The 22,785-nt window shown below is 63.0% G+C and carries 17 protein-coding genes; 7 read left to right on the plus strand and 10 right to left on the minus strand.

All coding sequences use genetic code 11. The features are described from left to right. Nucleotides 1-113: 113 nt before the first annotated feature. From CIW50_RS01415 to trxA, 7 genes are all read left to right on the plus strand, one after another. Complete coding sequence (locus tag CIW50_RS01415) at nucleotides 114-2,636, plus strand: sensor histidine kinase (RefSeq protein ID WP_149529513.1); 2,523 nt, start codon at nucleotides 114-116, stop codon at nucleotides 2,634-2,636. After that, nucleotides 2,633-4,171, plus strand: a complete 1,539-nt coding sequence (gene tsaE, locus CIW50_RS01420) for a tRNA (adenosine(37)-N6)-threonylcarbamoyltransferase complex ATPase subunit type 1 TsaE (protein ID WP_149529514.1) — start codon at nucleotides 2,633-2,635, stop codon at nucleotides 4,169-4,171. Before CIW50_RS01415 ends, tsaE begins: the two co-directional genes overlap by 4 nt. Nucleotides 4,172-4,373: 202 nt before the next feature. Continuing rightward, nucleotides 4,374-4,691 carry a PilZ domain-containing protein gene (locus tag CIW50_RS01425; RefSeq protein ID WP_149530357.1) on the plus strand — a complete coding sequence of 106 codons (318 nt, stop codon included), beginning with the start codon at nucleotides 4,374-4,376 and terminating at the stop codon, nucleotides 4,689-4,691. Nucleotides 4,692-4,868: 177 nt separating this feature from the next. Then, nucleotides 4,869-5,591, plus strand: a complete 723-nt coding sequence (locus CIW50_RS01430; protein WP_149530358.1) for a nucleotidyltransferase family protein — start codon at nucleotides 4,869-4,871, stop codon at nucleotides 5,589-5,591. 68 nt (nucleotides 5,592-5,659) lie between these two features. Next, on the plus strand, nucleotides 5,660-8,851 hold the full coding sequence (gene addB, locus CIW50_RS01435) for a double-strand break repair protein AddB (protein ID WP_149529515.1): 3,192 nt from the start codon (nucleotides 5,660-5,662) through the stop codon (nucleotides 8,849-8,851). After that, the gene (gene addA / locus CIW50_RS01440; protein WP_149529516.1) at nucleotides 8,848-12,342 is read left to right on the plus strand and encodes a double-strand break repair helicase AddA; all 3,495 of its coding nucleotides are present in this window, start codon (nucleotides 8,848-8,850) and stop codon (nucleotides 12,340-12,342) included. Before addB ends, addA begins: the two co-directional genes overlap by 4 nt. A gap of 101 nt (nucleotides 12,343-12,443) precedes the next feature. Beyond that, nucleotides 12,444-12,764, plus strand: coding sequence for a thioredoxin (trxA, locus tag CIW50_RS01445; protein WP_068734104.1), 321 nt, complete (start codon nucleotides 12,444-12,446; stop codon nucleotides 12,762-12,764). 84 nt (nucleotides 12,765-12,848) lie between these two features. Here the strand turns inward: trxA and CIW50_RS01450 are convergent, their stop codons facing one another. The 10 genes from CIW50_RS01450 to rpsA all read right to left on the minus strand — a co-directional run bounded on the left by CIW50_RS01450 (nucleotide 12,849) and on the right by rpsA (nucleotide 22,610). Next, the gene (locus tag CIW50_RS01450; RefSeq protein ID WP_149529517.1) at nucleotides 12,849-13,589 is read right to left on the minus strand and encodes a metallophosphoesterase family protein; all 741 of its coding nucleotides are present in this window, start codon (nucleotides 13,587-13,589) and stop codon (nucleotides 12,849-12,851) included. 57 nt (nucleotides 13,590-13,646) lie between these two features. Then, on the minus strand, nucleotides 13,647-14,978 hold the full coding sequence (locus tag CIW50_RS01455) for a bifunctional folylpolyglutamate synthase/dihydrofolate synthase (RefSeq protein ID WP_149529518.1): 1,332 nt from the start codon (nucleotides 14,976-14,978) through the stop codon (nucleotides 13,647-13,649). Beyond that, entirely contained in the window at nucleotides 14,975-15,904 is a 930-nt protein-coding gene (gene accD, locus CIW50_RS01460; RefSeq protein ID WP_149529519.1) for an acetyl-CoA carboxylase, carboxyltransferase subunit beta, read from the minus strand. Before accD ends, CIW50_RS01455 begins: the two co-directional genes overlap by 4 nt. 105 nt (nucleotides 15,905-16,009) lie before the next feature. Next, complete coding sequence (trpA, locus tag CIW50_RS01465) at nucleotides 16,010-16,846, minus strand: tryptophan synthase subunit alpha (protein ID WP_149529520.1); 837 nt, start codon at nucleotides 16,844-16,846, stop codon at nucleotides 16,010-16,012. Further along, nucleotides 16,843-18,060, minus strand: coding sequence for a tryptophan synthase subunit beta (gene trpB / locus CIW50_RS01470; RefSeq protein ID WP_149529521.1), 1,218 nt, complete (start codon nucleotides 18,058-18,060; stop codon nucleotides 16,843-16,845). Before trpB ends, trpA begins: the two co-directional genes overlap by 4 nt. Next, nucleotides 18,060-18,716 (minus strand): phosphoribosylanthranilate isomerase, encoded by a 657-nt coding sequence (locus CIW50_RS01475; RefSeq protein ID WP_149529522.1) that lies wholly within the window; start codon nucleotides 18,714-18,716, stop codon nucleotides 18,060-18,062. The genes trpB and CIW50_RS01475 overlap by 1 nt, the downstream gene beginning before the upstream one ends. Nucleotides 18,717-18,773: 57 nt before the next feature. Then, entirely contained in the window at nucleotides 18,774-19,163 is a 390-nt protein-coding gene (locus CIW50_RS01480) for a LapA family protein (RefSeq protein ID WP_149529523.1), read from the minus strand. 87 nt (nucleotides 19,164-19,250) lie between these two features. After that, the gene (locus tag CIW50_RS01485; RefSeq protein ID WP_116659536.1) at nucleotides 19,251-19,562 is read right to left on the minus strand and encodes an integration host factor subunit beta; all 312 of its coding nucleotides are present in this window, start codon (nucleotides 19,560-19,562) and stop codon (nucleotides 19,251-19,253) included. Between the two features lie 161 nt (nucleotides 19,563-19,723). Continuing rightward, nucleotides 19,724-20,704 carry a signal peptide peptidase SppA gene (gene sppA / locus CIW50_RS01490; protein WP_149529524.1) on the minus strand — a complete coding sequence of 327 codons (981 nt, stop codon included), beginning with the start codon at nucleotides 20,702-20,704 and terminating at the stop codon, nucleotides 19,724-19,726. A 202-nt stretch (nucleotides 20,705-20,906) separates the two neighbouring features. Next, nucleotides 20,907-22,610: a 30S ribosomal protein S1 gene (gene rpsA, locus CIW50_RS01495; protein ID WP_149529525.1), complete on the minus strand. Its 1,704-nt coding sequence runs from the start codon at nucleotides 22,608-22,610 to the stop codon at nucleotides 20,907-20,909. Between the last annotated feature and the right edge of the window lie 175 nt (nucleotides 22,611-22,785).

Raw genomic sequence — 22,785 nt, forward strand, 5'->3', positions numbered from 1 at the left:
GGACTCTGCGTTCACGGTCTGGACTCTTACCCGGCGACTCCCGAAGCGGATATTGTCAAACGATTCGCGATCGGGCGGGGCTGGTCGGGAAGACGTGCGGTTTGGGGCGAATGATGTCAGGCGTGATCGCGGCGATGCGTCGGACCTTGCTGTCGTGCACTTTCATGGTGCGCGACGGGCTTGTCGGAATCGGTGCGTCTGCGCTTCTGGCCACCTCCTCGGCATCGGCCGCTGACGAACCCTTTATTTCGCAGACCCTCGCCAATCTGCTCGATCTCGACCGCCAGGAAATCGCGGCGCTGACGACAGCCACGGCGGTGCTCGGTTTTTCGGTCGTCTCCGCCATCCTGTTGATGCACAACCGCATTCGCTCCGCCAAGACCGAGGCGAAGCTACGCATCGAGTTGCACGCCCTGCAGGTCGAAGCCGACCGCTTTCGCGCGTTGTTGTTTACCGAGCCGCAGGTACTAATCGCCTGGGCCGCAGGCGAAACCCGTCCCGACATTTCCGGCGACACCGCATTGATGATGTCGCAGGATCCGCAGCAGCATCAGCCGCAGCGCATCCTCGCATTCGGAACATGGCTGCCGCCGGAACCGGCGCTGCGCATGGACCACGCTGTCGACGCGCTGCTCGATGCCGGCGAAGGCTTCGTGCTCAATCTGACGACCTCAAACGGCCGCGCCATCGAGGCGATGGGCCGCGCCATCGGCGGCCAGGCCATTGTCCGGATTCGCGAATTGAGCGGTTTGCGCCGCGAACTCGCCGAAGTCTCGCTACGTCACAAGGAACTGGCGGAAGAAACCGAAGTACTCCGCGGCTTTGCCAATGCTGCGCCATGGCCGATCTGGGCCAAGCAGGCTGACGGTCGATTGAGCTTCGTCAATGCTGCCTATGCGCGTGCGACTGAAGCGGCTGATGCGGGCGATGCGGTCGGTCGCAACCTGGAACTGCTGGATAGCGACGACCGCAGCAATCTCGCGCGGGCGCTGAACGACAACCAGCCATTTGCCGCACGCGTGCCGATCGTGATCTCGGGCGAACGCCGTATCTTCGACGTCCACGCCGCCAAGGTCGCCGGCGGCAGCGCCGGCATGGCGATCGACGCCGGCGAAGCCGCGGCACTCAGCGCAGCACTGGTGCGCATGGCCGAGGCGCATCGCCGCACACTCGATCAATTGTCGTCCGGCGTCGCCGTGTTCGACGGCCAGCGCCGCCTCACCTTCTATAACGACGCCTATCGCCGGCTGTGGGATCTCGACCGGGCCTTTCTCGACGGCAATCCCGACGATTCCAGCGTGCTGGATCGCCTGCGCGCCGCGCGAAAACTGCCGGAGCAGCCGGACTTCCGCGCCTGGAAGGCTAAGCTGCACGAAGCCTATCGGGCCGTCGAAGCCCATAAGGATGTCTGGTATCTGCCGGACAGTCGCGCGATGTCGATCGTCACCACGCCGAATCCCGAAGGTGGCGTCACCTATCTGTTCGACGATGTGACCGAGAGCCTCGAACTGGCACGGCGCTTCGATGGCCTGATCCGCGTTCAGCGCGAAACGCTCGATAATCTTGCCGAAGCCGTCGCCGTGTTCGGCAGCAACGGCCGCGCGCAACTGTTCAATCCGGCTTTCGCCAAGATGTGGAAGCTGTCGGACGAAGCGCTGGAACAGCGTCCGCATATCGAGATGGTCGAGACCTGGTGCCGGCCATTGTTCGACGACACTCCGACATGGCAGGCGATCCGCAGCGCCATTACCGGCATCGACAATCGCAAATCGGTTCCGCTCAAGCTCGAACGCAGGGATGGCAGCGTGCTGGCCTGCATGACCATGCCGCTGCCCGACGGCGCGACCATGCTGACGTTCCAGGACATTTCCGATGCCGAAAATGTCGAGCGCGCGCTGCGCGAGCGCAACGAGGCGCTGGAGACGGCCGACCAGATGAAGGTCGACTTCGTCCATCACGTCTCCTACGAGCTGCGTTCGCCGCTCACCACGATCATCGGCTTCGCGCATTTGCTCAGTGATCCCGTGACGGGCCCGCTGATGCCCAAGCAGGCCGAATATCTCGACTACATCACCACCTCGACCGGCGCGCTGCTGGCGATCATCAATAATATTCTGGATCTCGCCACCATCGATGCCGGCGCCATGACGCTGAATCTCGGCCCGATCGATATCCGCAAGACCATCTCCGCGGCGGCCGAAGGCATTCAGGATCGCCTGGTGCGTGACCACATCGCGCTGCAGATCGACGTCGATCCGGCCATCGGCAGCTTCACCGGTGACGAAAGCCGCGTCGTGCAAGTGCTCTATAATTTGCTGGCCAATGCCGTCGGCTTCTCGCCGCATGACGCCGCGATCACGCTAACCGCACGCCGTTCCGACCACGCCATCACCTTCACCGTCACCGATCGCGGCCCCGGCATTCCGCCTGAAGTGAAAGACAAGGTGTTCGACTGGTTCGAGAGTCACGCCAATGGCTCGCGCCATCGCGGCGCGGGACTTGGCCTGTCATTGGTGCGTTCTTTTGTCGAACTGCATGGCGGCAAGGTCCGCGTCGATTCCGCCGTCGGCAAGGGTACCACCGTCAGCTGCGACTTCCCCATCGACCAGACCGCGCATCGCAACGCTGCCGAATGAGCGAGCCCGACTTCACTGAGCCTGCGGCTTTCTCACTGGCACTCGCCAATGAAAACGCCACCGCGCAGTTAATGGCCGACCTCGCGCTGCTGATTGGCCCCGGCGATGTGATCACGCTGTCGGGCGATCTCGGCGCCGGCAAGACGGCCGCGGCGCGCGCAATGATCCGCTATCTCGCCAGCGATTCCGAACTCGAAGTACCGAGCCCGACCTTCACGCTGGCGCAGAGCTACGACCTGCCGTCGTTTCCTCTCATCCATGCCGACCTCTATCGCATCAACGATGCGAGCGAACTCGAAGAGATCGGCCTGGCGCCGCTGCCGGATGGCGTGGTCGCGCTGATCGAATGGCCGGAGCGCGCCGATGGCACGCTGCCGCCGGATCGTATCGACATCGCGCTCAGCCATCGCCCGGCGCTGGGCTCCGTGGCGCGTGCGGCAGAGATCACCGGTCACGGCAAGGCCGCATCGATCGTTCTGCGCCTGAAAGCACTGCGTGAATTTCTTGAAGAAGCGCGCTTTCTCGACGCCACGCGCCAGCGCATGGCCGGCGATGCGTCGACGCGCTCCTATGCGCGGCTGGTCCGCGGTGATGACGTCTTCATTCTGATGAATGCACCGAAGCGGCCGGATGGTGCGCCCATTTACGACGGTAAATCCTATAGCGCGGCCGTGCATCTGGCCGAAGACGTCAAACCGTTTGTCGCCATTGCGAACGGCCTGCGCGCGCAGGGTATCTCTGCGCCAGCGATCCATCACGCCGATCTCGACGCGGGCTTTCTGATCACCGAGGATTTTGGCACAACCCCCGTGATCGAAGGCGAGCCGCCGGCACCGATGGCCGAGCGCTATCAGATCGCAACCGACATGCTCGCTTTGCTACACAGCAAGCCACTGCCAGCGACGCTGCCGTTGCTGCCGCATGTGGACTACGCCATCCCCGTCTTCGATACCGACGCACTGCTGGTCGAGATCGGCCTGATGCCGGAATGGTATCTGCCGGATCGCGACGCGCCGCTCACCGATGGGGCCCGCACTGAATTCGTCACGATGTGGCGCGAACTGCTGGCGAAGCCTGCCGCAGCGCCAAAGACCTGGGTGCTGCGCGACTTCCATTCGCCGAACATCATCTGGCTCGACGACCGCGAGGGCATCAACAAGGTCGGCGTGATCGATTTCCAGGACACGGTGCTCGGTCCCGCCGCCTATGATCTCGTCTCGCTGCTGCAGGACGCGCGTATCGACGTGCCCGAACAGCTGGAGCTGACCATGCTGACGCGCTATATCAAGGCGCGGCGCGCAGCCGATCCCGCCTTCGATGCCGCGGCCTTTGCCGAGCTCTATGCAATCATGTCGGCGCAACGCAACACGCGGCTGCTGGGGACATTCGCGCGCCTCAACCGCCGCGACGGCAAGCCGCATTATCTCAAGCACCAGCCGCGAATCTGGACCTATCTCAACCGCTCGCTGGCGCATCCGACGCTGGCGCCATTCCAGCAGTGGTATGCGACGCATGTACCACCGCCCCGCGGATAGAGGTTGAGTCAGTTTACCCGCGCGAACAGCGACGCTCAGCCACCTCTTCCCACCGGGAAGAGGTAACCGCGCGCACCCATTCGCTTCTGCGTCCTGCCCCCGGCCCCTAACACTTCCTTAACCACTTGTTAGTCGCACAGACTTTATCCTGCACATGAGCCTTGCAACCGCGAGGCTTGGCGTACTGGACAAGGGACGTGTCATGACGGAGCGGCGTGCAGGAGATCGGGTCGTTTTCGAGCGCGGTTTTCCTGCGCACATGATGGGCATCGACGGCACCTGGCGTCGCTCGTGCATCATGGAAGACATTTCAGAGACCGACGCCAAACTCACCGTCGACGGTTCGGTCGAAGGATTGAACCTGAAAGAATTCTTCCTTCTGCTGTCGTCCACCGGACTTGCCTATCGCCGCTGCGAACTCGGCTGGGTCAATGGCGACCAGATTGGCGTGAATTTTCTCAAACCCAACGACAAAAAGAAAAAAGCGAAACGTTCCGAGACACAGGAGGCAAAAACGTGACCGTGCAGGCGGGTGCAATTGTCGCATCCGCGTCATCTCGGCCCATTATGGGTCGATAGGTTCATGCATGCGACACGCCGCCGTGCTACCATTACTTCAGCTCAGAAATTCAAGAACGATTCCATCAAGGCCCATCATTCCTTCAGGGCCGATACTTTCTTCAAGGCTCATGTCGCCATGTCCGTAAAACCCACCAAAGCTATGGTTCTCGCTGCCGGCCTCGGCCTGCGCATGCGACCGCTCACCAATACCATGCCGAAGCCGCTGGTTCCTGTCGCAGGACAGCCGCTGCTGGATCACGTACTCGACAAGCTCGCCGCTGCCAGCGTGACCGAAGCCGTGGTCAATGTGCATTACCTGCCCGACCAGATCATCGATCATGTCGCGACGCGTACCGTGCCGAAGATCACGATTTCCGACGAGCGCGATCAGGTGCTCGGCACCGGCGGCGCCGTGGTGAAGGCGCTGCCGCTTTTGGGCAGCGAACCATTCTATCATCTCAATGCCGACACGATGTGGATCGACGGCGTGCAGCCGAACCTCGCGCGCCTCGCCGACGCCTTCAATCCTGCACGCATGGATATCCTGCTACTGATGGCGCCGACCGCCAACAGCATCGGTTATGCCGGTTCCGGCGACTACGCCATGCTCACCGATGGTGCGCTGCGCCGTCGCAAGGAAAATCAGGTCGTGCCGTTCGTCTATGCCGGCGTCGCGATCCTGTCTCCGGCACTGTTCAAGGATGCGCCATCAGGCGAATTTTCGCTGACCAAGCTGTTCGACAAAGCCAACGAGGAAGAACGCCTGTTCGGCCTGCGCATGGAAGGCGTCTGGATGCATGTCGGCACCCCTGACGCCGTCCGCGCCGCAGAAGATGCGTTCCTCGCCAGCGTCGCCTGAGTTTCCTGCCACTCCCGTCGCCTTTCCAGCCATGCCATGATGCACCCTGATCACGAATCAGGGTGTTCATGCGCGTCTTTAACATTCCATCCTCTGCGCCGTTCCTGCGCACGCTGATTACCGCGCTTGTCGACGGTGATCTCGTGGATGGATTTTCCGCGCGCAACGCGCCGGAGAGACTGGCTGAAGTCACCCTGTATCTGCCGACACGCCGCGCCGGACGCATGGCACAGGAGATCTTCCTCGACGTCCTCGGTACCGACGCCGTGCTGCTGCCGCGTATCGTTCCGCTCGGCGATGTCGACGAGGAGGAACTGGCCTTTGCGCAGGCGGCATCGCCCGACGCACTCGAACGGCTGGATACACCTCCCGCGCTTGACGGATTGCAGCGCCGGCTGCTGCTGGCGCAACTGATTGCCGCATGGGCGAAGCAACTCGCGCCCGGCGACCCCGGCCAGACACCGCTCGTGGTCGGCGGCCCCGCCTCGACGCTCGCGCTGGCCGACGATCTGGCGCGGCTGATGGACGACATGGCGACGCGCAAGGTCGACTGGAGTGCGCTGGACGGGCTGGTGCCCGATGCGCTCGATCAGTACTGGCAATTGACGCTGCAGTTTCTGAGCATCGCCAGGAACGTATGGCCAGACATCCTCACCGCACACAATGCGATCGAGCCTGCGGTGCGCCGCGATCTGCTGATCGAGGCTGAAGCTTCGCGCCTGAAAGCGCACAAAGGCGGCCCGATCATTGCGGCCGGCTCGACCGGCTCGATGCCGACCACCGCGAAATTCCTGCGCGAAGTCGCAAAGCTGCCTGGTGGCGCCGTCGTGCTGCCGGGCCTCGATACCGATCTCGATGATACCGCATGGAATCTCATTGGCGGCGCGAAGGATGCGCAGGGCCGCACCGAATCCTCCGCATCGAACCATCCGCAATTCGCGCTGCATGCACTGCTGGAACGCTTCGGTATTACGCGCCGCGACGTGATGACGCTCGGCACGCCGTCACCGCAGGGCCGCGAATTGCTGGCATCGGAGGCGATGCGACCATCCAATGCCACGGCGCAATGGCACACGCGACTGGCGCAGCCCGCCGTGGAACAGAAGATCGCGGCCGGCATGCAGAATCTCGCCGTGATCGCCGCCGCCAATCCGGAAATGGAAGCGCTGGCCATCGCGATTGCGATGCGCGAGGCTCATGAGCTGAAGAAATCCGCGGCCCTCGTGACGCCCGACCGCGCACTGGCGCGCCGGGTGATGGCGGCACTCGGGCGCTGGAATTTGATCTTCGACGATTCCGGTGGTGATGCGCTGACCGAGACATCTGCCGGCATCTTCGCCCGCCTCATCGCGGAGGCCGCGGCAAAACAACTCGAGCCGGCGACATTGCTGGCGCTGCTGAAACATCCGCTGTTTCGTCTGGGCGCCACACCGAACACCTGGAAAGACGCGATCGAGACGCTCGAGCTGGCGCTGCTGCGCGGCACGCGGCCGACGCCCGGCACGGCAGGACTTGCGCAGGATTTCGCGCGCTTCCGCGACGAACTCGGCAAGCTGCGCCGCCGCGAAGCCTCGATGCTGCACGGGGCGGAGCCGCGCGCGAAACTCGACGACGATCGTCTCGACCGCGCGGAAGAATTGATCGTGGGATTGCGTACGGCGCTGGCGCCGCTGGAGAGCATTCACCCCATCAGGCCGATCGATTTCGCCGAGATCGCGCTGCGACATCGCGAGGCGATCAGACTGCTGTCGCGCGACGACAGGGGCAACGATGTCGCGCTTGTGGGGCGCGAAGGCACGGCGCTGACCAAGGCATTCGATGACCTCGTTGTCATGGAGACCGTCGCGACCGAGAGCGGCGAGGACAAACGGCTGCGCCCGAGCGGGCTGATGCTGCAGCTCCGCGATTATCCCGACGTGTTTCAGACCGCCTTCGGCGACCGCATCGTGCGCCGACCGGAAGTCGCCAATGCCAGCTTGCGCATCTATGGCCAGCTCGAAGCGCGTCTGACGCAATCGGACCGCGTGATTCTCGGCGGTCTCGTCGAAGGCATCTGGCCGCCCTCGCCGCGGATCGATCCATGGCTCAGCCGCCCGATGCGGCATCAGCTTGGCCTCGATCTGCCGGAGCGCCGCATCGGCCTCACCGCGCATGACTTCGTGCAATTGCTCGGCACCGAAGACGTGATCCTTAGCCACGCGGCAAAAGTCGGCGGCGCACCTGCCGTAGCCTCGCGTTTCCTGCACCGGCTCGAAGCCGTCGCCGGCGAGACCCGCTGGGACGCGGCGCTCGTCGCAGGCGAACATTATGTTCGCTATGCCGAAGAGCTCGACAGGCCCGACACCGTCACGCCGATCGCCCAACCGGAGCCCCGACCGCCGCGCGCTGCGCGTCCGCTCAGGCTGTCCGTCACCGCCATCGAGGACTGGCTGCGCGATCCCTATACGATCTACGCGAAATATATTCTGGATCTGGCGCCCCTCGATCCCGTGGACATGCCGCTCTCCGCCGCCGACAGGGGATCGGCGATCCATGCGTCGCTCGGCGACTTTACGATGGAATACAGCAAGGCACTGCCGGACGATCCCGCGCGTGAGCTGCGCCGGATCGGCGATCGCCATTTTGCGCCGCTGATGGCGCGACCTGAGGCGCGCGCGCTGTGGTGGCCGCGCTTCCTGCGCATCACATCGTGGTTCGGCGCCTGGGAAATCGACCGGCGCATCAATGTCGCCAGCATCGATGCGGAAGTGCGCGGCGAGATCGCGATCCCGCTGGATCATGGCCGCATCTTCCATCTGTCGGCGCGGGCCGACCGTATTGAACATCGCAGCGATCGTACTTTCGCGCTCTTGGACTACAAGACCGGCCAGCCGCCGACCGGCAAGCAAGTCCGCATGGGCCTGTCGCCGCAGCTGACGCTGGAAGCCGCGATCCTGCGCGAAGGCGGCTTCAAGGGCATTGCCGCAGGTTCGTCCGTCAGCGAACTGGTCTATGTCCGGCTCAGCGGCAACAATCCGCCCGGCGAAGAGCGGGTGCTGGAACTGAAGATCGAGCGCAAGGACGATGCGCAATTGCCCGACGATGCTGCGATCGAAGCGCGCGGCAAGCTGGAAGCGCTGATCCGCAGCTTTGAGGACGAGGCCACCGCCTATACATCGCTGAGCCTGTCCATGTGGTCGAACCGCTATGGCAGTTATGACGATCTGGCGCGGATCAAGGAGTGGTCGGCCAATGGTGGCTCTGGGGGAGGCGAGTCATGAGCGGCCCGCGCAATATCCCGCCCGCGGCGAGCGCCAAGCAACAGCTCGCGTCGGATCCCGCCTCCTCCGTATTCGTCTCGGCGAATGCCGGTTCCGGCAAGACCTATGTACTGGTCAATCGCGTCATCCGGCTGCTGCTCGACGGCGTACCACCGGAAAAAATTCTGTGCGTGACCTTCACCAAGGCCGCAGCGGCGAATATGGCGGAGCGCGTCTTCACGCGGCTCGGCCACTGGGTCACGCTGGATGACGCCGCACTCGACGCGGAAATCAAAAATGCCGGCGTTCCCGCGTCGAACAGCAGATTGCGGGCGCGGGCGCGCGAATTGTTCGCCAGCGCACTGGAGACGCCGGGTGGTCTGAAAGTGCAGACCATCCACGCGCTGTGCACGCGACTGCTGCAGCAGTTTCCGTTCGAGGCCAATGTGCCGGCGCGGTTCAGCGTGCTCGACGACCGCGACCAGAACGAAATGATGGAGCGCGCCAGCCTGCAGGTGCTGTTGCATGCCGCGGCTGCGCCCGACAGCGCCGAAGGCCGCGCACTGACCACCGCGATGACATCGGCGGCCGACGTGACGTTCCGCGATGTGGTGCGCGAGGCGAGCCTGTCCCGCGATCAGTTCCTGGCCTGGATCGAGCGCGCCGGCTCGACCGACGCCGCGATGGCGCAGCTGTCAGCAACCCTGGGCGTGACAGCCGGCGATACCAGAGAGAGCGTCGAGCTGGAGATTATCGACGGACCGCATCTGCCACGCGAGCGATGGATTCCCGCCGCCGAAATCTTCGTAACCGGCAGCAAGACGGACAACGATCAGGCTGCGCGACTGCGTGAGGCTTTGGCGTTGTCCGGCACCGAACAGGTCGAGAAATATCTCGAACTGTTCCTCACCAAGGACCAGTCGCTCCGCAAATCGCTGGCGACCAAGAAGATTGCCGACAGCCGCCCCGATCTCCTCGCCGCCCTGCAGCGTGAAGGCGACCGTGTGATCCCGCTGCTGGAGCGCCGCCGCGCCGTCGCAATGCGCGAACGCACCCAGTCGCTGCTGGTGATCGCCAGCCAGGTCGCAGAAAATTATCGCCGTGAGAAGAACGAGCGCGGCCTCCTGGACTACGACGACCTGATCGCGCGGACGCTGGAAATGCTCGACCGGGTGTCGTCGAGCTGGGTGCATTTCAAGCTCGACCGGGGCGTCGATCACGTGCTGATCGACGAGGCACAGGATACGAGCCCGCGGCAATGGGACATCATCACCCATCTGATCTCGGAATTCACCTCCGGCGAAGGCGCGCGCGACGGCCTCAAGCGCACGATCTTTGCCGTCGGCGACGAGAAGCAATCGATCTTCTCGTTCCAGGGCGCAGCTCCCCGCGAATTCGACCTGCGGCGCAAAGCACTCCAAAGCCGCTTCAAGGACGCCGGGATGAAATTCGATCCCATCGCGTTCAGTCATTCGTTCCGCTCGGGCTCGGCCATTCTGCAATCGGTCGATCACGTGTTTCGCGAAGAAGCGATCTTCCGCAGCATCCATGCCGTGGAGAACGGCTATCCGATCCATGAAACTCTGGAGGATGCCGGGCCCAGCCTGATCGATCTGTGGGAGCTGGAGCAGCCGGACGACCGGCCCAGCATCGAAGGCTGGCAGGCGCCATTCGACAAGCGCTCGGAGACCAGCCCGGAAGTAAAGCTCTCCCGCCGTGTGCAGACCGAGATCAAGACTTTGATCGCGGCGAAGACGGAGACCGGCCCCATCGGCAAACGCCGCGCGCTGCGCTATGGCGACATGCTGGTGCTGGTGCGCCGCCGCGGCAAAGCCTTCGACGCCATCATCCAGGCGCTGAAACATGCGGGCATTCCCGTCGCCGGCGCCGACCGGCTCAAGCTCACCGAACATATCGCCATCATCGACCTGATGAACCTGGCCGACGCGCTGCTGCTGCCGCAGGACGATCTGGCACTGGCGACCGCATTGAAGAGTCCGCTATTCGGACTCGATGACGATGACCTGTTCAAGCTGGCCTATGAGCGCACGGGATCGCTGCGCGATGCGCTCGGCGAACAAGCAGCGAGCAATCCAAAACTCGGCGGCGCTTTCAGGCGGCTCCTCGCCTGCGAGAAACGCTTCGCCAGCGAGACACCATTCGCGTTCTACGCCTGGCTGCTCGGCGGTGACCACGGCCGCGCGCGTATCCTGCGCCGGCTCGGCCATGAGGCCAACGACGCGCTCGACGAATTTCTCGAACTTGCGCTGGGCTATGAGCGCAAGGCGCCGGCCTCGTTGCAGGGCTTCGTTGCCTGGCTGCGGGCGGCTGATACTGAGGTAAAGCGCGACATGGAGATCACCCGCGACGAAGTCCGCGTGATGACCGTGCACGGCGCCAAGGGCCTGGAAGCGCCTGTCGTGTTCATGGTCGACACCACATCGTCGCCGGCGGATTCGCAGCGGCTCAATTTGATCCATCTCCCGCAGGGCAACGCCGCACCGAACAGCCCGGGCGTCGTGGTCTGGGCCGGCAAGAAGGCGGACGATCCGCCGGCGGTCGCAACTGCACGCGCCGACATGATCCGCGACACCGAAGACGAGTATCGCCGGCTGCTTTATGTGGCGATGACGCGCGCGGCCGATCGCCTGATCGTCGGCGGCTGCATGCCCGGCAACCGCAACGAGGTGCGGCCGCTGTCCTGGTACGACCTGATCCAGAAGGGCCTGGAGAATTCCGGGCTGCAGATGCAGAGCGTGCCGCCGCCGGACGGCGTGGTGAAACGCTATACGCGCGTGGAAGACGTGACACCGGCGCCCGGTGCGACGGCACCTGTCGCAACGGGTGCACCGATCGTGCTCCCGGCCTGGATGCGCGACAAGGTCGGCGACCAGCCGCGCCGCGAAAGCCTGTTGCGCCCGTCGGATGCCGACGACGATGACTACGGCCGCGGACAGAGCTCGGGCGAATCCGAGCGACTGCGCCAACTGGCCTTGCAGCGCGGCAACCTCGTGCACCGCCTGTTGCAATCGCTGCCTGATATCGCCGCCGAGAAGCGTCGCGACACCGCGCTGAATTTCCTGTCACGCAATGCGGCTGACTGGACCGGGGTAGAACGCGAGGCCCTGGCCGCGCAGGTGTTGTCATTGATCGGCGATCAACGCCTTGCCGAGCTGTTTGCCCCCGGCAGTCGCGCGGAGGTCGCGGTGGCCGGACGACTGACCCGCAAGGATGGGTCACCCGTTCTGGTGTCGGGCCAGATCGACCGGCTGGTTGTGACCAAGACCGAGATCCGGATCGTCGATTACAAGACCAACCACAACCCGCCGCGCAGACTGATCGAGGCACCCAAGGCCTATATCCGGCAGCTAGCGCTGTATCGCGGCGTGCTCGAAAGGTTATACCCAGACCGACCGATCCGCGCCGCCCTGCTCTGGACGGAAACGCTTGAAATGATGGAGATTTCCGGTGCTGCGCTGGACGCGGAGCTGGCCGCCATCATCTCGGCGTGAGCAACCTTGACCCGGCAAGGGGGCGTTCATAGGTTGGATGCATCATTCCGGCGCGCGAATCTTCCAGCGCGCCTTTCATTGAACAGGACGAGGATACGACCATGGCCGTTGGCAAGGTAACAGACGCCGATTTCGAAGCGGAAGTGCTCAAGGCGACCGGGCCGGTCGTGATCGACTTCTGGGCCGAATGGTGCGGTCCGTGCCGCATGATCGCGCCGGCGCTCGACGAAATCTCCGCTGCCATGGGCGAAAAGGTCACCATCCTGAAACTCAATGTCGACGAAAACCCGAAGACCGCCTCCAAGTATGGCGTGATGTCGATCCCGACGCTGATGATCTTCAAGGGCGGCGAAATGGCCTCGCGCCAGGTCGGCGCCGCGCCGAAGGCAAAGTTGCAGCAGTGGATCAGCGCAGCGGTGTGATCACGCGCTTTATGCAAGAATTCGAACGGCCGGTGATTTTTTCACCGGCCGTTTTTTGTTTGCGTGATGGAGTTGGGCCCTCTCCTACCTGATCCACCCCATCGCCAGCGCGCTCGCCCATTCCGGCCGCTCGTTCTGCAGCGCCAACGCGGCCATTGCCTGATGATCGTAAGGCACCTGCCGGAACGTCACCTGCCAGCGGCCCGAACCGGAATCCAGAATCGCGTAGCACGCATCGGGTGTGCCGACTTCCAGCGTGTGCGGATAGGGAGCGACGTCGCGATAGCCGGGACCGCCGACGCTGCCGGGATTGACGATCATGCGGCCGTCGCGCAGCCGGACGGCGCGCGCGATATGGGTGTGCGCGCAGAGGATCAGCGGTTGCGTGATGCCCTTTGCTTTCTCCTCGATGGTTTCGATGGCAGCCATATGCACGATGCCCTCGAGCGTCACCGCCTCCATCCAGTAGGTGTTGTCGTCGTCCGGCGTCGCGTGACAGAGATAGACCTCGTCGCGATAGATCGTGCTGAAGGGCAACGCACGCAGCCACTCCATCTGCGCCGGTTCGAGCTGGCTGTGTGCCAGCCGATCGGACGGATACATCTCGTCGAGCGCCCAGTCGGTGACATAGCGATCGTGATTACCACGCACGCAGGTCGCGTTCATGCCCATCATGATCTCGACGGTGCGGCGGGCATCCATCGGGCCGGAGACCATGTCGCCGAGATTGACGATGTCGGAAATGCCCTGAGCATTGATATCCGCCAGCACGGCTTCGAGAGCGAGATAGTTGCCGTGAACGTCGGCAATGGCAGCGAAGCGCATCGAACCTCCCTCAAACAATCAACGATCACTCAGAGATCGTTTATAGTGATGCAGGCTTTATGCAGGTAGCGTGCCGTTCTCGGCCAACACATGGCCTGCGAGATAGAGCGAGCCTGCAATCAGGATCCGCGGCGGCACTTCGTAGGCAAGCTTCGTCAGAGATTGCAGCGCATCGGCGACGCTCGGCGCTGTCTCGACACGCATGCCGAGACTTCGCGCGGCATCAGCCAGCGCCGCCGGCGCCATGGCGCCGTCGCGGCCAGGGATTTTCACGGCGATGATATGCCGGGTCTGGCCGGCGAAATTCGCAAGAAAGCCCGCCGCATCCTTGTTGGCCATCATGCCGGCGATCACCACCAGCGGCCGTGGCACACGCTCCTCGAGATCGCCAAGCGCCGCAGCGATCACGCGCCCGCCATCGGCATTGTGGCCACCGTCGAGCCAGACTTCGGAATTGTCAGGCGCCGCAGCGACGAGCTTGCCCGATGTCAGCCGCTGCATGCGCGCCGGCCATTCGGCGCGCGCCACACCCGTCTCATAGGCGGCCGCATCGATTTTGAATTGATCCAGCGCGCGCAGTGTCGCGATCGCCAAACCTGCATTGCCGAACTGATGGCGCCCGAACAGCCGCGGCGCAGCGATATCCATCAACCCGCGATCGTCCTGATACACCAGACGCCCGCGCTCGATATTGACGTGCCACTCCTGCCCGGCACCCACCAGCGGTGCATGCATCTTGCGCGCCTGCTGTTCGATCACGTCAGTTACATCAGGCGATTGCTCAGCAGTGATCACCGGGACGCGGCGCTTGATGATGCCGACCTTCTCGCTGGCGATCTTCGCAATCGTATCGCCGAGGAAATCGGTGTGATCGATCGCGATCGGTGTCAGCACGCAGGCGACTGGTGTTTCGATCACATTGGTCGCGTCGAGGCGGCCACCGAGCCCGACTTCGAGCAGCACGACATCGGCGGGATGCTTCGCGAACAGATGGAACGCGACGGCGGTCTCGGCCTCGAATAGCGTGATCGGCGCGCCGGCATTGAGCGTCTCGACATGGCCGAAAGCTGCACGCAATGCATCATCGCTCACCAGAGTGCCGGCGAGACGAATGCTCTCATTCATGCGGACAAGATGCGGTGAGGTGTAGACGTGAACGCGCAGGCCTGCGGCTTCGAGAATCGCGCGCAGATAGGCGATGGTCGAGCCTTTGCCGTTGGTGCCGGCGACATGGATCACCGGGGGCAACTTGCGCTCGGGATTGCCGAGCTGCGCCATCAGCCGCTGCATCCGCTCCAACGACAGATCGATCGTGTTTGGATGCAGCTTTGATAGCCGCGCCAGGATCTCGCCGAGGTCCGGCGACGATGGCGGCGCGGTGTTGCTCACGCGTGCGCGGCCGGTACCGCGTCAGGAGCCACGACGATCTCGGCCGGAATACTCTCCGCGCGCGGCGGGCTCGCAATGGCCGGGGACTTCGTCAGCAGACGGCACATGCGCGCCAGCGTCGGCTTCAGGTCGTGGCGATGCACAACCATGTCGACCATGCCGTGGTCGCGCAGATATTCGGCGCGCTGGAAACCTTCCGGCAGCTTTTCACGGATGGTCTGTTCGATCACGCGCGCACCGGCAAAGCCGATCAGCGCGCCGGGCTCGGCAATCTGCACGTCACCCAGCATCGCGTAGGATGCAGTCACGCCTCCGGTGGTCGGGTTGGTCAGCACGACGATGTAAGGCAATTTGGCTTCGCGCAGCATCTGCACGCCAACGGTCGTGCGCGGCAGCTGCATCAGCGACAGGATACCTTCCTGCATGCGCGCGCCGCCGGAGGCCGCGAACACGATGAAGGGCGATTTCTTCTCGACCGCGAGCTCAAGCCCGCGCACCAGTGCTTCACCGGCAGCCATGCCGAGCGAACCACCCATGAAATCGAAATCCTGCACGGCGACGACGACGCCGGAGCCTTCCATCCTGCCGTAACCGACCTTCACTGAGTCGTTCATGCCGGTCTTGGTGCGGGCATCCTTGATGCGGTCGACGTATTTGCGCTCATCGCGAAACTTCAGGGGGTCGGCGATCACTTCAGGCAGCGCGACGTCATACCAGGTCTCGTTGTCGAAGATCGACTTCATGCGGGCGGTGGCGCCCATGCGCATGTGATAGTTCGAACCGGGAATGACGAACTGGTTGCTCTCGACGTCCTTGTAGAACACGAGCTGTCCGGTATCCGGGCATTTGATCCACAGGTTCTCGGGCGTATCGCGCTTGAGGATGCTGCGGATCTTCGGCCGGACGACGTTGGTGAGCCAGTTCATGTGTGTCTCCGCGTCGCTGAGATGATGCGTCGCTCTGATATCTATATGGCGGCCGGGACGGAGCCCGGCAACCGTTGTTCCCGGTTGATGGAGGCCAATTGTGGCTTATTCCGCAGCCTGTTTGGCCCCATGAACGCCCTGGGCGAGGGCTGCGGCCAGCTCGGCGACCGCGCCGACGGTCTTGGCCGTGGCCTTGCCATCGGCATCCAGCGAGCCTTTCAGGGCATCGATCAGCGCCGTTCCGACCACCGCCCCATTGGCATGCCGTGCGATGTCATGCGCCGCTTCCGGGGTTCTAATACCGAAGCCAACACAAACCGGCAGCTTCGTATGACGCTTGATCCGCGCGACGGCCGTGCTCACGACGGATGAATCCGCGCTGGCCGAGCCGGTGATCCCGGTGACCGAGACGTAATAGACGAAGCCCGACGTGTTCGCGAGCACCGCCGGGAGACGCTTGTCATCGGTGGTCGGCGTGGCCAGACGGATGAAGTTCAATCCGGCCTTGATCGCCGGCAGGCAGAGCTCGGCATCTTCTTCCGGTGGAAGGTCGACGATGATCAGACCATCGACGCCCGCGGCCTTTGCGTCGGGCAGGAACTTATCCACGCCGTAGATATAGATCGGATTGTAGTAGCCCATCAGGACAATGGGCGTCTTGTTGTCGGAGCTGCGGAAGTCGCGCACGAGCTGCAGCGTCTTGCGCAGCGTCATACCGGCCTGCAATGCGCGGAGGCCGGCGGCCTGGATCGACGGGCCGTCAGCCATCGGATCGGTGAAGGGCATACCGATCTCGATGATGTCGGCGCCGGCCTTGGGCAGCGCCTTGACGATTTCGAGCGCGGTGGCGGGATCGGGATCGCCGGCCATCACGAAAGTAACGAAAGCCGCGCGGCCTTCGGCCTTGAGTTCGGCGAAACGGGTATCGATGCGGGTGGTCACGACTGCCTGCCCTTCAGGATATCGCCGACCTGCGGGACGTCCTTGTCGCCGCGGCCGGAGAGGTTGACGACCATCAGGTGATCCTTCGGCAGCGTTGGCGCGAGTTCGCTCACCTTGGCGAGGGCATGGGCCGGCTCCAGCGCCGGGATGATGCCTTCGAGTTTCGACAGCAACTGGAATGCGGCCAGCGCTTCCTCGTCAGTCGCCGACAGATACTTCACGCGGCCGATCGTATGCAGCCACGAATGTTCGGGGCCGATGCCGGGATAATCGAGGCCGGCCGAGATCGAATGGCCTTCCTGGATCTGGCCGTCTTCATCCATCAAGAGATAGGTGCGGTTGCCATGCAGCACGCCGGGACGGCCGCCAGCGATCGATGCGGCATGCAGATTGGTGAGGCCATGGCCGGCTGCTTCGACGCCGTAGATATCGACCGAGGGATCGTCGAGGAACGGATGGAAGAGCCCCATCGCATTGGAGCCGCCGCCGATGCAGGCGATCAGCGAATCCGGCAAACGACCTTCGATTTCCTGCATCTGCACACGAGTTTCCTCGCCGATGATCGACTGGAAGTCGCGCACCATCATCGGATAGGGATGCGGACCGGCAACGGTGCCGATGCAGTAGAACGTGTCGTGCACATTGGTGACCCAATCGCGCATCGCCTCGTTCATCGCATCCTTCAGCGTGCGCGCGCCGACCTGCACCGGCACCACCTTGGCGCCAAGCATTTCCATGCGGATCACGTTGGGCTGCTGCCGCTCGACATCCACTGCGCCCATATAGACGATGCATTCGAGGCCGAAGCGCGCGCACAATGTCGCCGTCGCCACGCCATGCTGGCCGGCGCCGGTCTCGGCGATGATCCGCTTCTTGCCCATGCGACGCGCGACCATGATCTGGCCGAGCACGTTGTTGACCTTGTGCGAGCCGGTGTGATTCAGCTCCTCGCGCTTCAGATAGATTTTTGCGCCACCGAGATGCTCGGTGAGACGCTCCGCAAAATACAGCGGCGACGGGCGGCCGACATAGGCCTTGAGATAACCGTCCATCTCCTTGCGGAAGGCGGGATCGGCTTTGGCGTCCTCATAGGCCTTCTGCAGGTCGAGAATCAGCGGCATCAGCGTCTCGGCGACGAAGCGACCGCCGAAGATACCGAAGTGACCGGTGTCGTCGGGACCGGACCGATAGGAATTGGGAATGGCTTGAGTCATCAGGTCGTCAACTCTTCCGTTGCGCGCGCGGCGCGGATGAAAGCGCGGATCATGTCGGGATCCTTGATGCCCGGCGCGCTTTCCACGCCGGACGAAATATCGACACCGCCAGCCCGCGTGATGCGCAGGGCCTCGGCAACGTTGGCGGCGTTGAGGCCGCCCGACACCATGAAGGGCAGCTTCAGATCGAGGTCTTCGAGCAGATGCCAGTCGAAGACCGCGCCGAGACCTCCGGGACGCGTTGCATCCTTCGGCGCCTTGGCATCGAACAGGATGCGATCGCAGACCGCGGCATAGCCGGGCAACGCGGCGAGATCGGCCCTGGTCTCGACGGCGAGCGCCTTCATCACCGGAAGGCCGAACCTCTGTTTGATATCACGCACCCGCGCCACGCTCTCCTTGCCGTGGAGCTGCAGGATATCAGGCCTCAAGGCATCGATACTGTTTTCGAGATCCGCGTCATCGGCGTCGACCGACAGCGCGACCTTCACGGCGCGGCCCTTCGCCTGCTTGCCCAAAGCCCGCGCACCATCGAGCGTGACGTGACGCGGTGACGGCGGAAAGAACACGAAGCCGACCATATCCGCGCCGCCGACCAGAGCCGCCTCGAGCGTCTCCGGAGTGGACAGGCCGCAGATTTTGACGATCAGAGACATGCTTCAAATGGCCGCTGGCAATACCGGGAATGGCAGGAAAGACCTATGCGCGGGGTTCTACAACGTCGCGCCGGACTTGTCTCGCTCACCGGCCATATAAGGGGAACCCGGCGCCGGGAGCCGCTGCGTACCATTCCGCGAGGCGGTCGCAGCATGAGCGCGCAGATCAGCCAGTTCTGCACGGGCCCGTCGCACATCAGCCTCGTGCAGACGCGCTGCACGGCGCCAGTGGCCCTGCCTGAACCAGGTAGCCATTCCCCCTGCGATGACGCCCAGGATGGCCGACAGGATGATCACGACGAATAGCGGCATCGTGGCACCGACCGCGGGATCGCTGCTGTTGAACGGATCAAAGGAGACCGTGACCATATGACGGTTGGCGACGGCGAACACGATGAAAATGATCGCGAGGGGGATGATCACCAGGGCTGAAAAGAATTTACGCATCAACGTCTCTCGCGAAGGCGATGCGGGCGCGCATTCCGCTATCTGGTTCAGACCTGTCGGCCCGAATGCGCGCTACCTCAAAGTTCTCTATGGCGCTGCGCTTGCTTCCGGCGCTGCATTGTCGCGATTCAGGCGTTCGCGCATTTCCTTGCCGGTCTTGAAGAATGGAACGCTCTTCTGGTCCACCGGAACATGCTCGCCAGTACGTGGGTTGCGGCCCGCGCGAGCGGGGCGATGCTTCACCGAGAATGCACCGAAGCCGCGGAGTTCGACACGATCACCACGTGCCAGCGCAGCCACGATCTCATCGAGAATCGCATTCACGATGTTCTCAACATCCCGCTGGTAGAGGTGCGGGTTATGCTCAGCGATGCGTTGAACGAGTTCGGATTTGATCATCGAGACGTTGGACTCTGAACGGGAGGATGCATTTCCGTGAAAATGCCTTGAACTGTCAAGACGCTAAATCAAATCGGGCACCTTCGAAAATGCGTGACAAATGCCCGAAACCGTTGTTGTAGCCTTCTTTGCAGTGCGGAAAGAACAGGACGGGCGGTCCCCTAGTTGGTGGTGGCCGGCCGCCACAGCGCCAGCATGCCATCGAGGCCAAAGCCGTCCATGGCCTGCGCGAGACCGGCCTGCTCGACCTGCCGCGCGATCGCGTTGAGACCCACTGCATCGAGTGTGATCGTCGCAGCAGCGCGCAGGAAGGTGAAATCGCTGAATTTAGGCGTCAGCTTGAAGTCGCGAACCGGCAGGTCGCTCTTGATCTTCTTCTCGGATACCAGCCACGCCACCGCGGCTTTCTCGTCGCCAAGCTGATCGATCAGCTTGAGGTCCACGGCCTGGCGCCCCGTGAAAACACGGCCATCGGCGACTTTCTGTAGTTGCTGATCATCCATGGCTCGGCGGCTCTGTACCAGCCCGCGGAACCAGGCATAGGAGTCCTTCACGAGCGATTCCAGCGCCGCCCGCGCTTCCGGGCTGGTCGGCTCGAAGCCGTTGGGCGCCGCCTTCAGCGGGGAGGATTTGACCTGCTCAACCTCGACGCCGACGGTCTTCATCAAACCCGTGAAATTGGGAAACTGGAACAGCACACCGATGGAGCCAACCAGCGAGCTCTGCTGCGCGACGATATGGTCGGATGCGAGCGCCGCGATGTAGCCGCCAGATGCCGCCAGGCCCTCGACGACAACGACCATCGGTTTTTTAGCCTTGAGGCGCGTCAGCGCGTCATAGAGCTGCTCGGAGCCCGCTGTGGTACCTCCCGGCGAGTTGATATGAACGACCACCGCGGCAGCCGATGATTTCTCCAGCCGCTCCAGCGCCTCGACGCGATCGTTGTTGCTCTGGATCAGGCCCTCGATCTTGATGCGCGCGATCGACCCCGACGACGACAGCGCCTCGGACCCCGACCGCGTCACGGCGACGCCGACGACGACCACCGCTGCGACCGCCACCAGCACGGCAGCCACGCGCCAGAAGGTCAGCTTGCGACGCATCCTGCGGCGATCGACGATCACATCGGAATCAAGCGACATCGGAAATCTCCTAGAAGCCCTCGGCGAGAGCTTGCGTCTGGCGGTGCTGCATCTGTCGTCCGAGCAGCGTTTACTTGAGGTATCTCAAATACATCAATTGCGAGGCAATATGAAGAAAACATGGTCGAAACAGCAAAAAGGGCCCCGGTGAAACCGGGGCCCCAATTGGTAGCAACAAGTGAGTCGAAACTTACTTGCGCGCTTACTTGTCGGTGCTCTGCTTGAGCGCCTTGCCGAGAATGTCGCCAAGGGTCGCGCCCGAATCCGACGATCCGTACTGCGCGATGGCTTCCTTCTCTTCTGCCACTTCGAGAGCCTTGATCGACACCTGGACCTTGCGGGCCTTCTTGTCGAACTGGATCACGCGGGCATCGACCTTCTCGCCAACGGCGAAACGCTCAGCGCGCTGATCCGAACGCTCACGCGCCAGTTCCGAACGCTTGATGAAGGTCGTGAAGTCAGTGCCGGCGATCTGAACGTCGATGCCGGATTCCTTCACTTCGATCACTTCGCAGGTCACGACAGCGCCCTTCTTGACGTCGCCCGGCTCTGCGAAGGGGTCGCCTTCGAGCTGCTTGACGCCGAGCGAGATGCGCTCCTTTTCGACATCCACATCGAGGACGATGGCCTTGACCATGTCGCCCTTCTTGAAGTTGTCGATGACCTGCTCGCCCGGCTGCTTCCAGTCGAGGTCGGAGAGATGGACCATGCCGTCCACGTCGCCTTCGAGGCCGAGGAACAGACCGAACTCGGTCTTGTTCTTGACTTCGCCTTCGACGGTCGAACCGACCGGGAACTTCTCGACGAACACTTCCCACGGATTGCGCATGGTCTGCTTGAGACCGAGCGAAATGCGGCGCTTGACGCTGTCGACTTCGAGAACCTGCACTTCGACTTCCTGCGAGGTCGAAACGATCTTGCCGGGGTGCATGTTCTTCTTGGTCCACGACATCTCCGACACGTGGATCAGGCCTTCGATACCCGGCTCCAGTTCGACGAATGCGCCGTAGTCGGTGATGTTGGTGACGCGACCCGAGAAGCGTGCGTTCAGCGGGTACTTCGCCTCGATGCCCTGCCACGGATCGTCGAGCAGCTGCTTCATGCCGAGCGAGATACGGTGGGTCTCGTGGTTGATCTTGATGATCTTGACCTTGACGGTCTGACCGATGGTGAGAACTTCGGTCGGATGGTTCACGCGACGCCATGCGATGTCGGTGACATGCAGCAGGCCGTCGATGCCACCGAGATCCACGAACGCACCGTAATCGGTGATGTTCTTGACCACGCCGTCGATGACCTGACCCTCTTCGAGGTTCTGCACCAGTTCCTGACGCTGTTCAGCGCGGGTCTCTTCGAGAACCGTACGACGCGACACGACGATATTGCCGCGGCGGCGATCCATCTTGAGGATCTGGAACGGCTGCGAGTTGTTCATCAGCGGAGCAACGTCGCGGATCGGACGAATGTCCACCTGCGAACGCGGCAGGAAGGCTACTGCGCCGTCGAGATCGACGGTGAAGCCACCCTTGACCTGGTTGAAGATAACGCCGTGAACCTTCTCGTTGTTGTTGAAGGCCTTCTCGAGCTTGCCCCAGCTCTCTTCGCGACGAGCCTTGTCGCGCGACAGAACAGCTTCGCCCAGCGCGTTTTCGATCCGGTCGAGGAACACTTCGACTTCGTCGCCGACCTTGAGTTCGCTGTCACGGCCGGGACCGGCGAATTCGCGCAGTGCCACACGGCCTTCAGTCTTCAGGCCGACGTCGATGACGGCCATGTCCTTTTCAATCGCAACCACGATGCCCTTGATGACGGAGCTTTCCTGCAGGTTGCCACCCGCAAAGGACTCGTCGAGCATTGCCGCGAAATCGTCGCGGGAAGGATTATATGAAGCAGCAGTCGAAGCCATTTGTTCTCCAGATGCGGGTATCGCCGGCCATTCGGGTTAAGGGGCGTCTCAAATGTGAAGTGTCAGGGGTCCGCAACCTCTAACGACCGCCTTGCAGGAGTGTGCAAGAACGGGCCGGCAGCATGCCTTCACGAATGATACGTGGGGTAGGTACTTGATGGTGTCCGGAGCCTGA

The organism is Tardiphaga sp. P9-11 (assembly GCF_008329525.1).
Classification (GTDB): domain Bacteria; phylum Pseudomonadota; class Alphaproteobacteria; order Rhizobiales; family Xanthobacteraceae; genus Tardiphaga.

Bases quoted from the DNA above. Each gene is read 5' to 3' on its own strand.
- rpsA (WP_149529525.1), bottom strand. From the start codon at position 22,610: ATGGCTTCGACTGCTGCTTCATATAATCCTTCCCGCGACGATTTCGCG.
- CIW50_RS01430 (WP_149530358.1), top strand. From the start codon at position 4,869: ATGTCCGTAAAACCCACCAAAGCTATGGTTCTCGCTGCCGGCCTCGGC.
- accD (WP_149529519.1), bottom strand. From the start codon at position 15,904: ATGAACTGGCTCACCAACGTCGTCCGGCCGAAGATCCGCAGCATCCTC.
- trxA (WP_068734104.1), top strand. From the start codon at position 12,444: ATGGCCGTTGGCAAGGTAACAGACGCCGATTTCGAAGCGGAAGTGCTC.
- addB (WP_149529515.1), top strand. From the start codon at position 5,660: ATGCGCGTCTTTAACATTCCATCCTCTGCGCCGTTCCTGCGCACGCTG.
- CIW50_RS01475 (WP_149529522.1), bottom strand. From the start codon at position 18,716: ATGTCTCTGATCGTCAAAATCTGCGGCCTGTCCACTCCGGAGACGCTC.
- sppA (WP_149529524.1), bottom strand. From the start codon at position 20,704: ATGTCGCTTGATTCCGATGTGATCGTCGATCGCCGCAGGATGCGTCGC.
- CIW50_RS01415 (WP_149529513.1), top strand. From the start codon at position 114: ATGTCAGGCGTGATCGCGGCGATGCGTCGGACCTTGCTGTCGTGCACT.
- addA (WP_149529516.1), top strand. From the start codon at position 8,848: ATGAGCGGCCCGCGCAATATCCCGCCCGCGGCGAGCGCCAAGCAACAG.
- CIW50_RS01485 (WP_116659536.1), bottom strand. From the start codon at position 19,562: ATGATCAAATCCGAACTCGTTCAACGCATCGCTGAGCATAACCCGCAC.
- CIW50_RS01480 (WP_149529523.1), bottom strand. From the start codon at position 19,163: ATGCGTAAATTCTTTTCAGCCCTGGTGATCATCCCCCTCGCGATCATT.
- trpB (WP_149529521.1), bottom strand. From the start codon at position 18,060: ATGACTCAAGCCATTCCCAATTCCTATCGGTCCGGTCCCGACGACACC.
- tsaE (WP_149529514.1), top strand. From the start codon at position 2,633: ATGAGCGAGCCCGACTTCACTGAGCCTGCGGCTTTCTCACTGGCACTC.
- CIW50_RS01425 (WP_149530357.1), top strand. From the start codon at position 4,374: ATGACGGAGCGGCGTGCAGGAGATCGGGTCGTTTTCGAGCGCGGTTTT.
- CIW50_RS01450 (WP_149529517.1), bottom strand. From the start codon at position 13,589: ATGCGCTTCGCTGCCATTGCCGACGTTCACGGCAACTATCTCGCTCTC.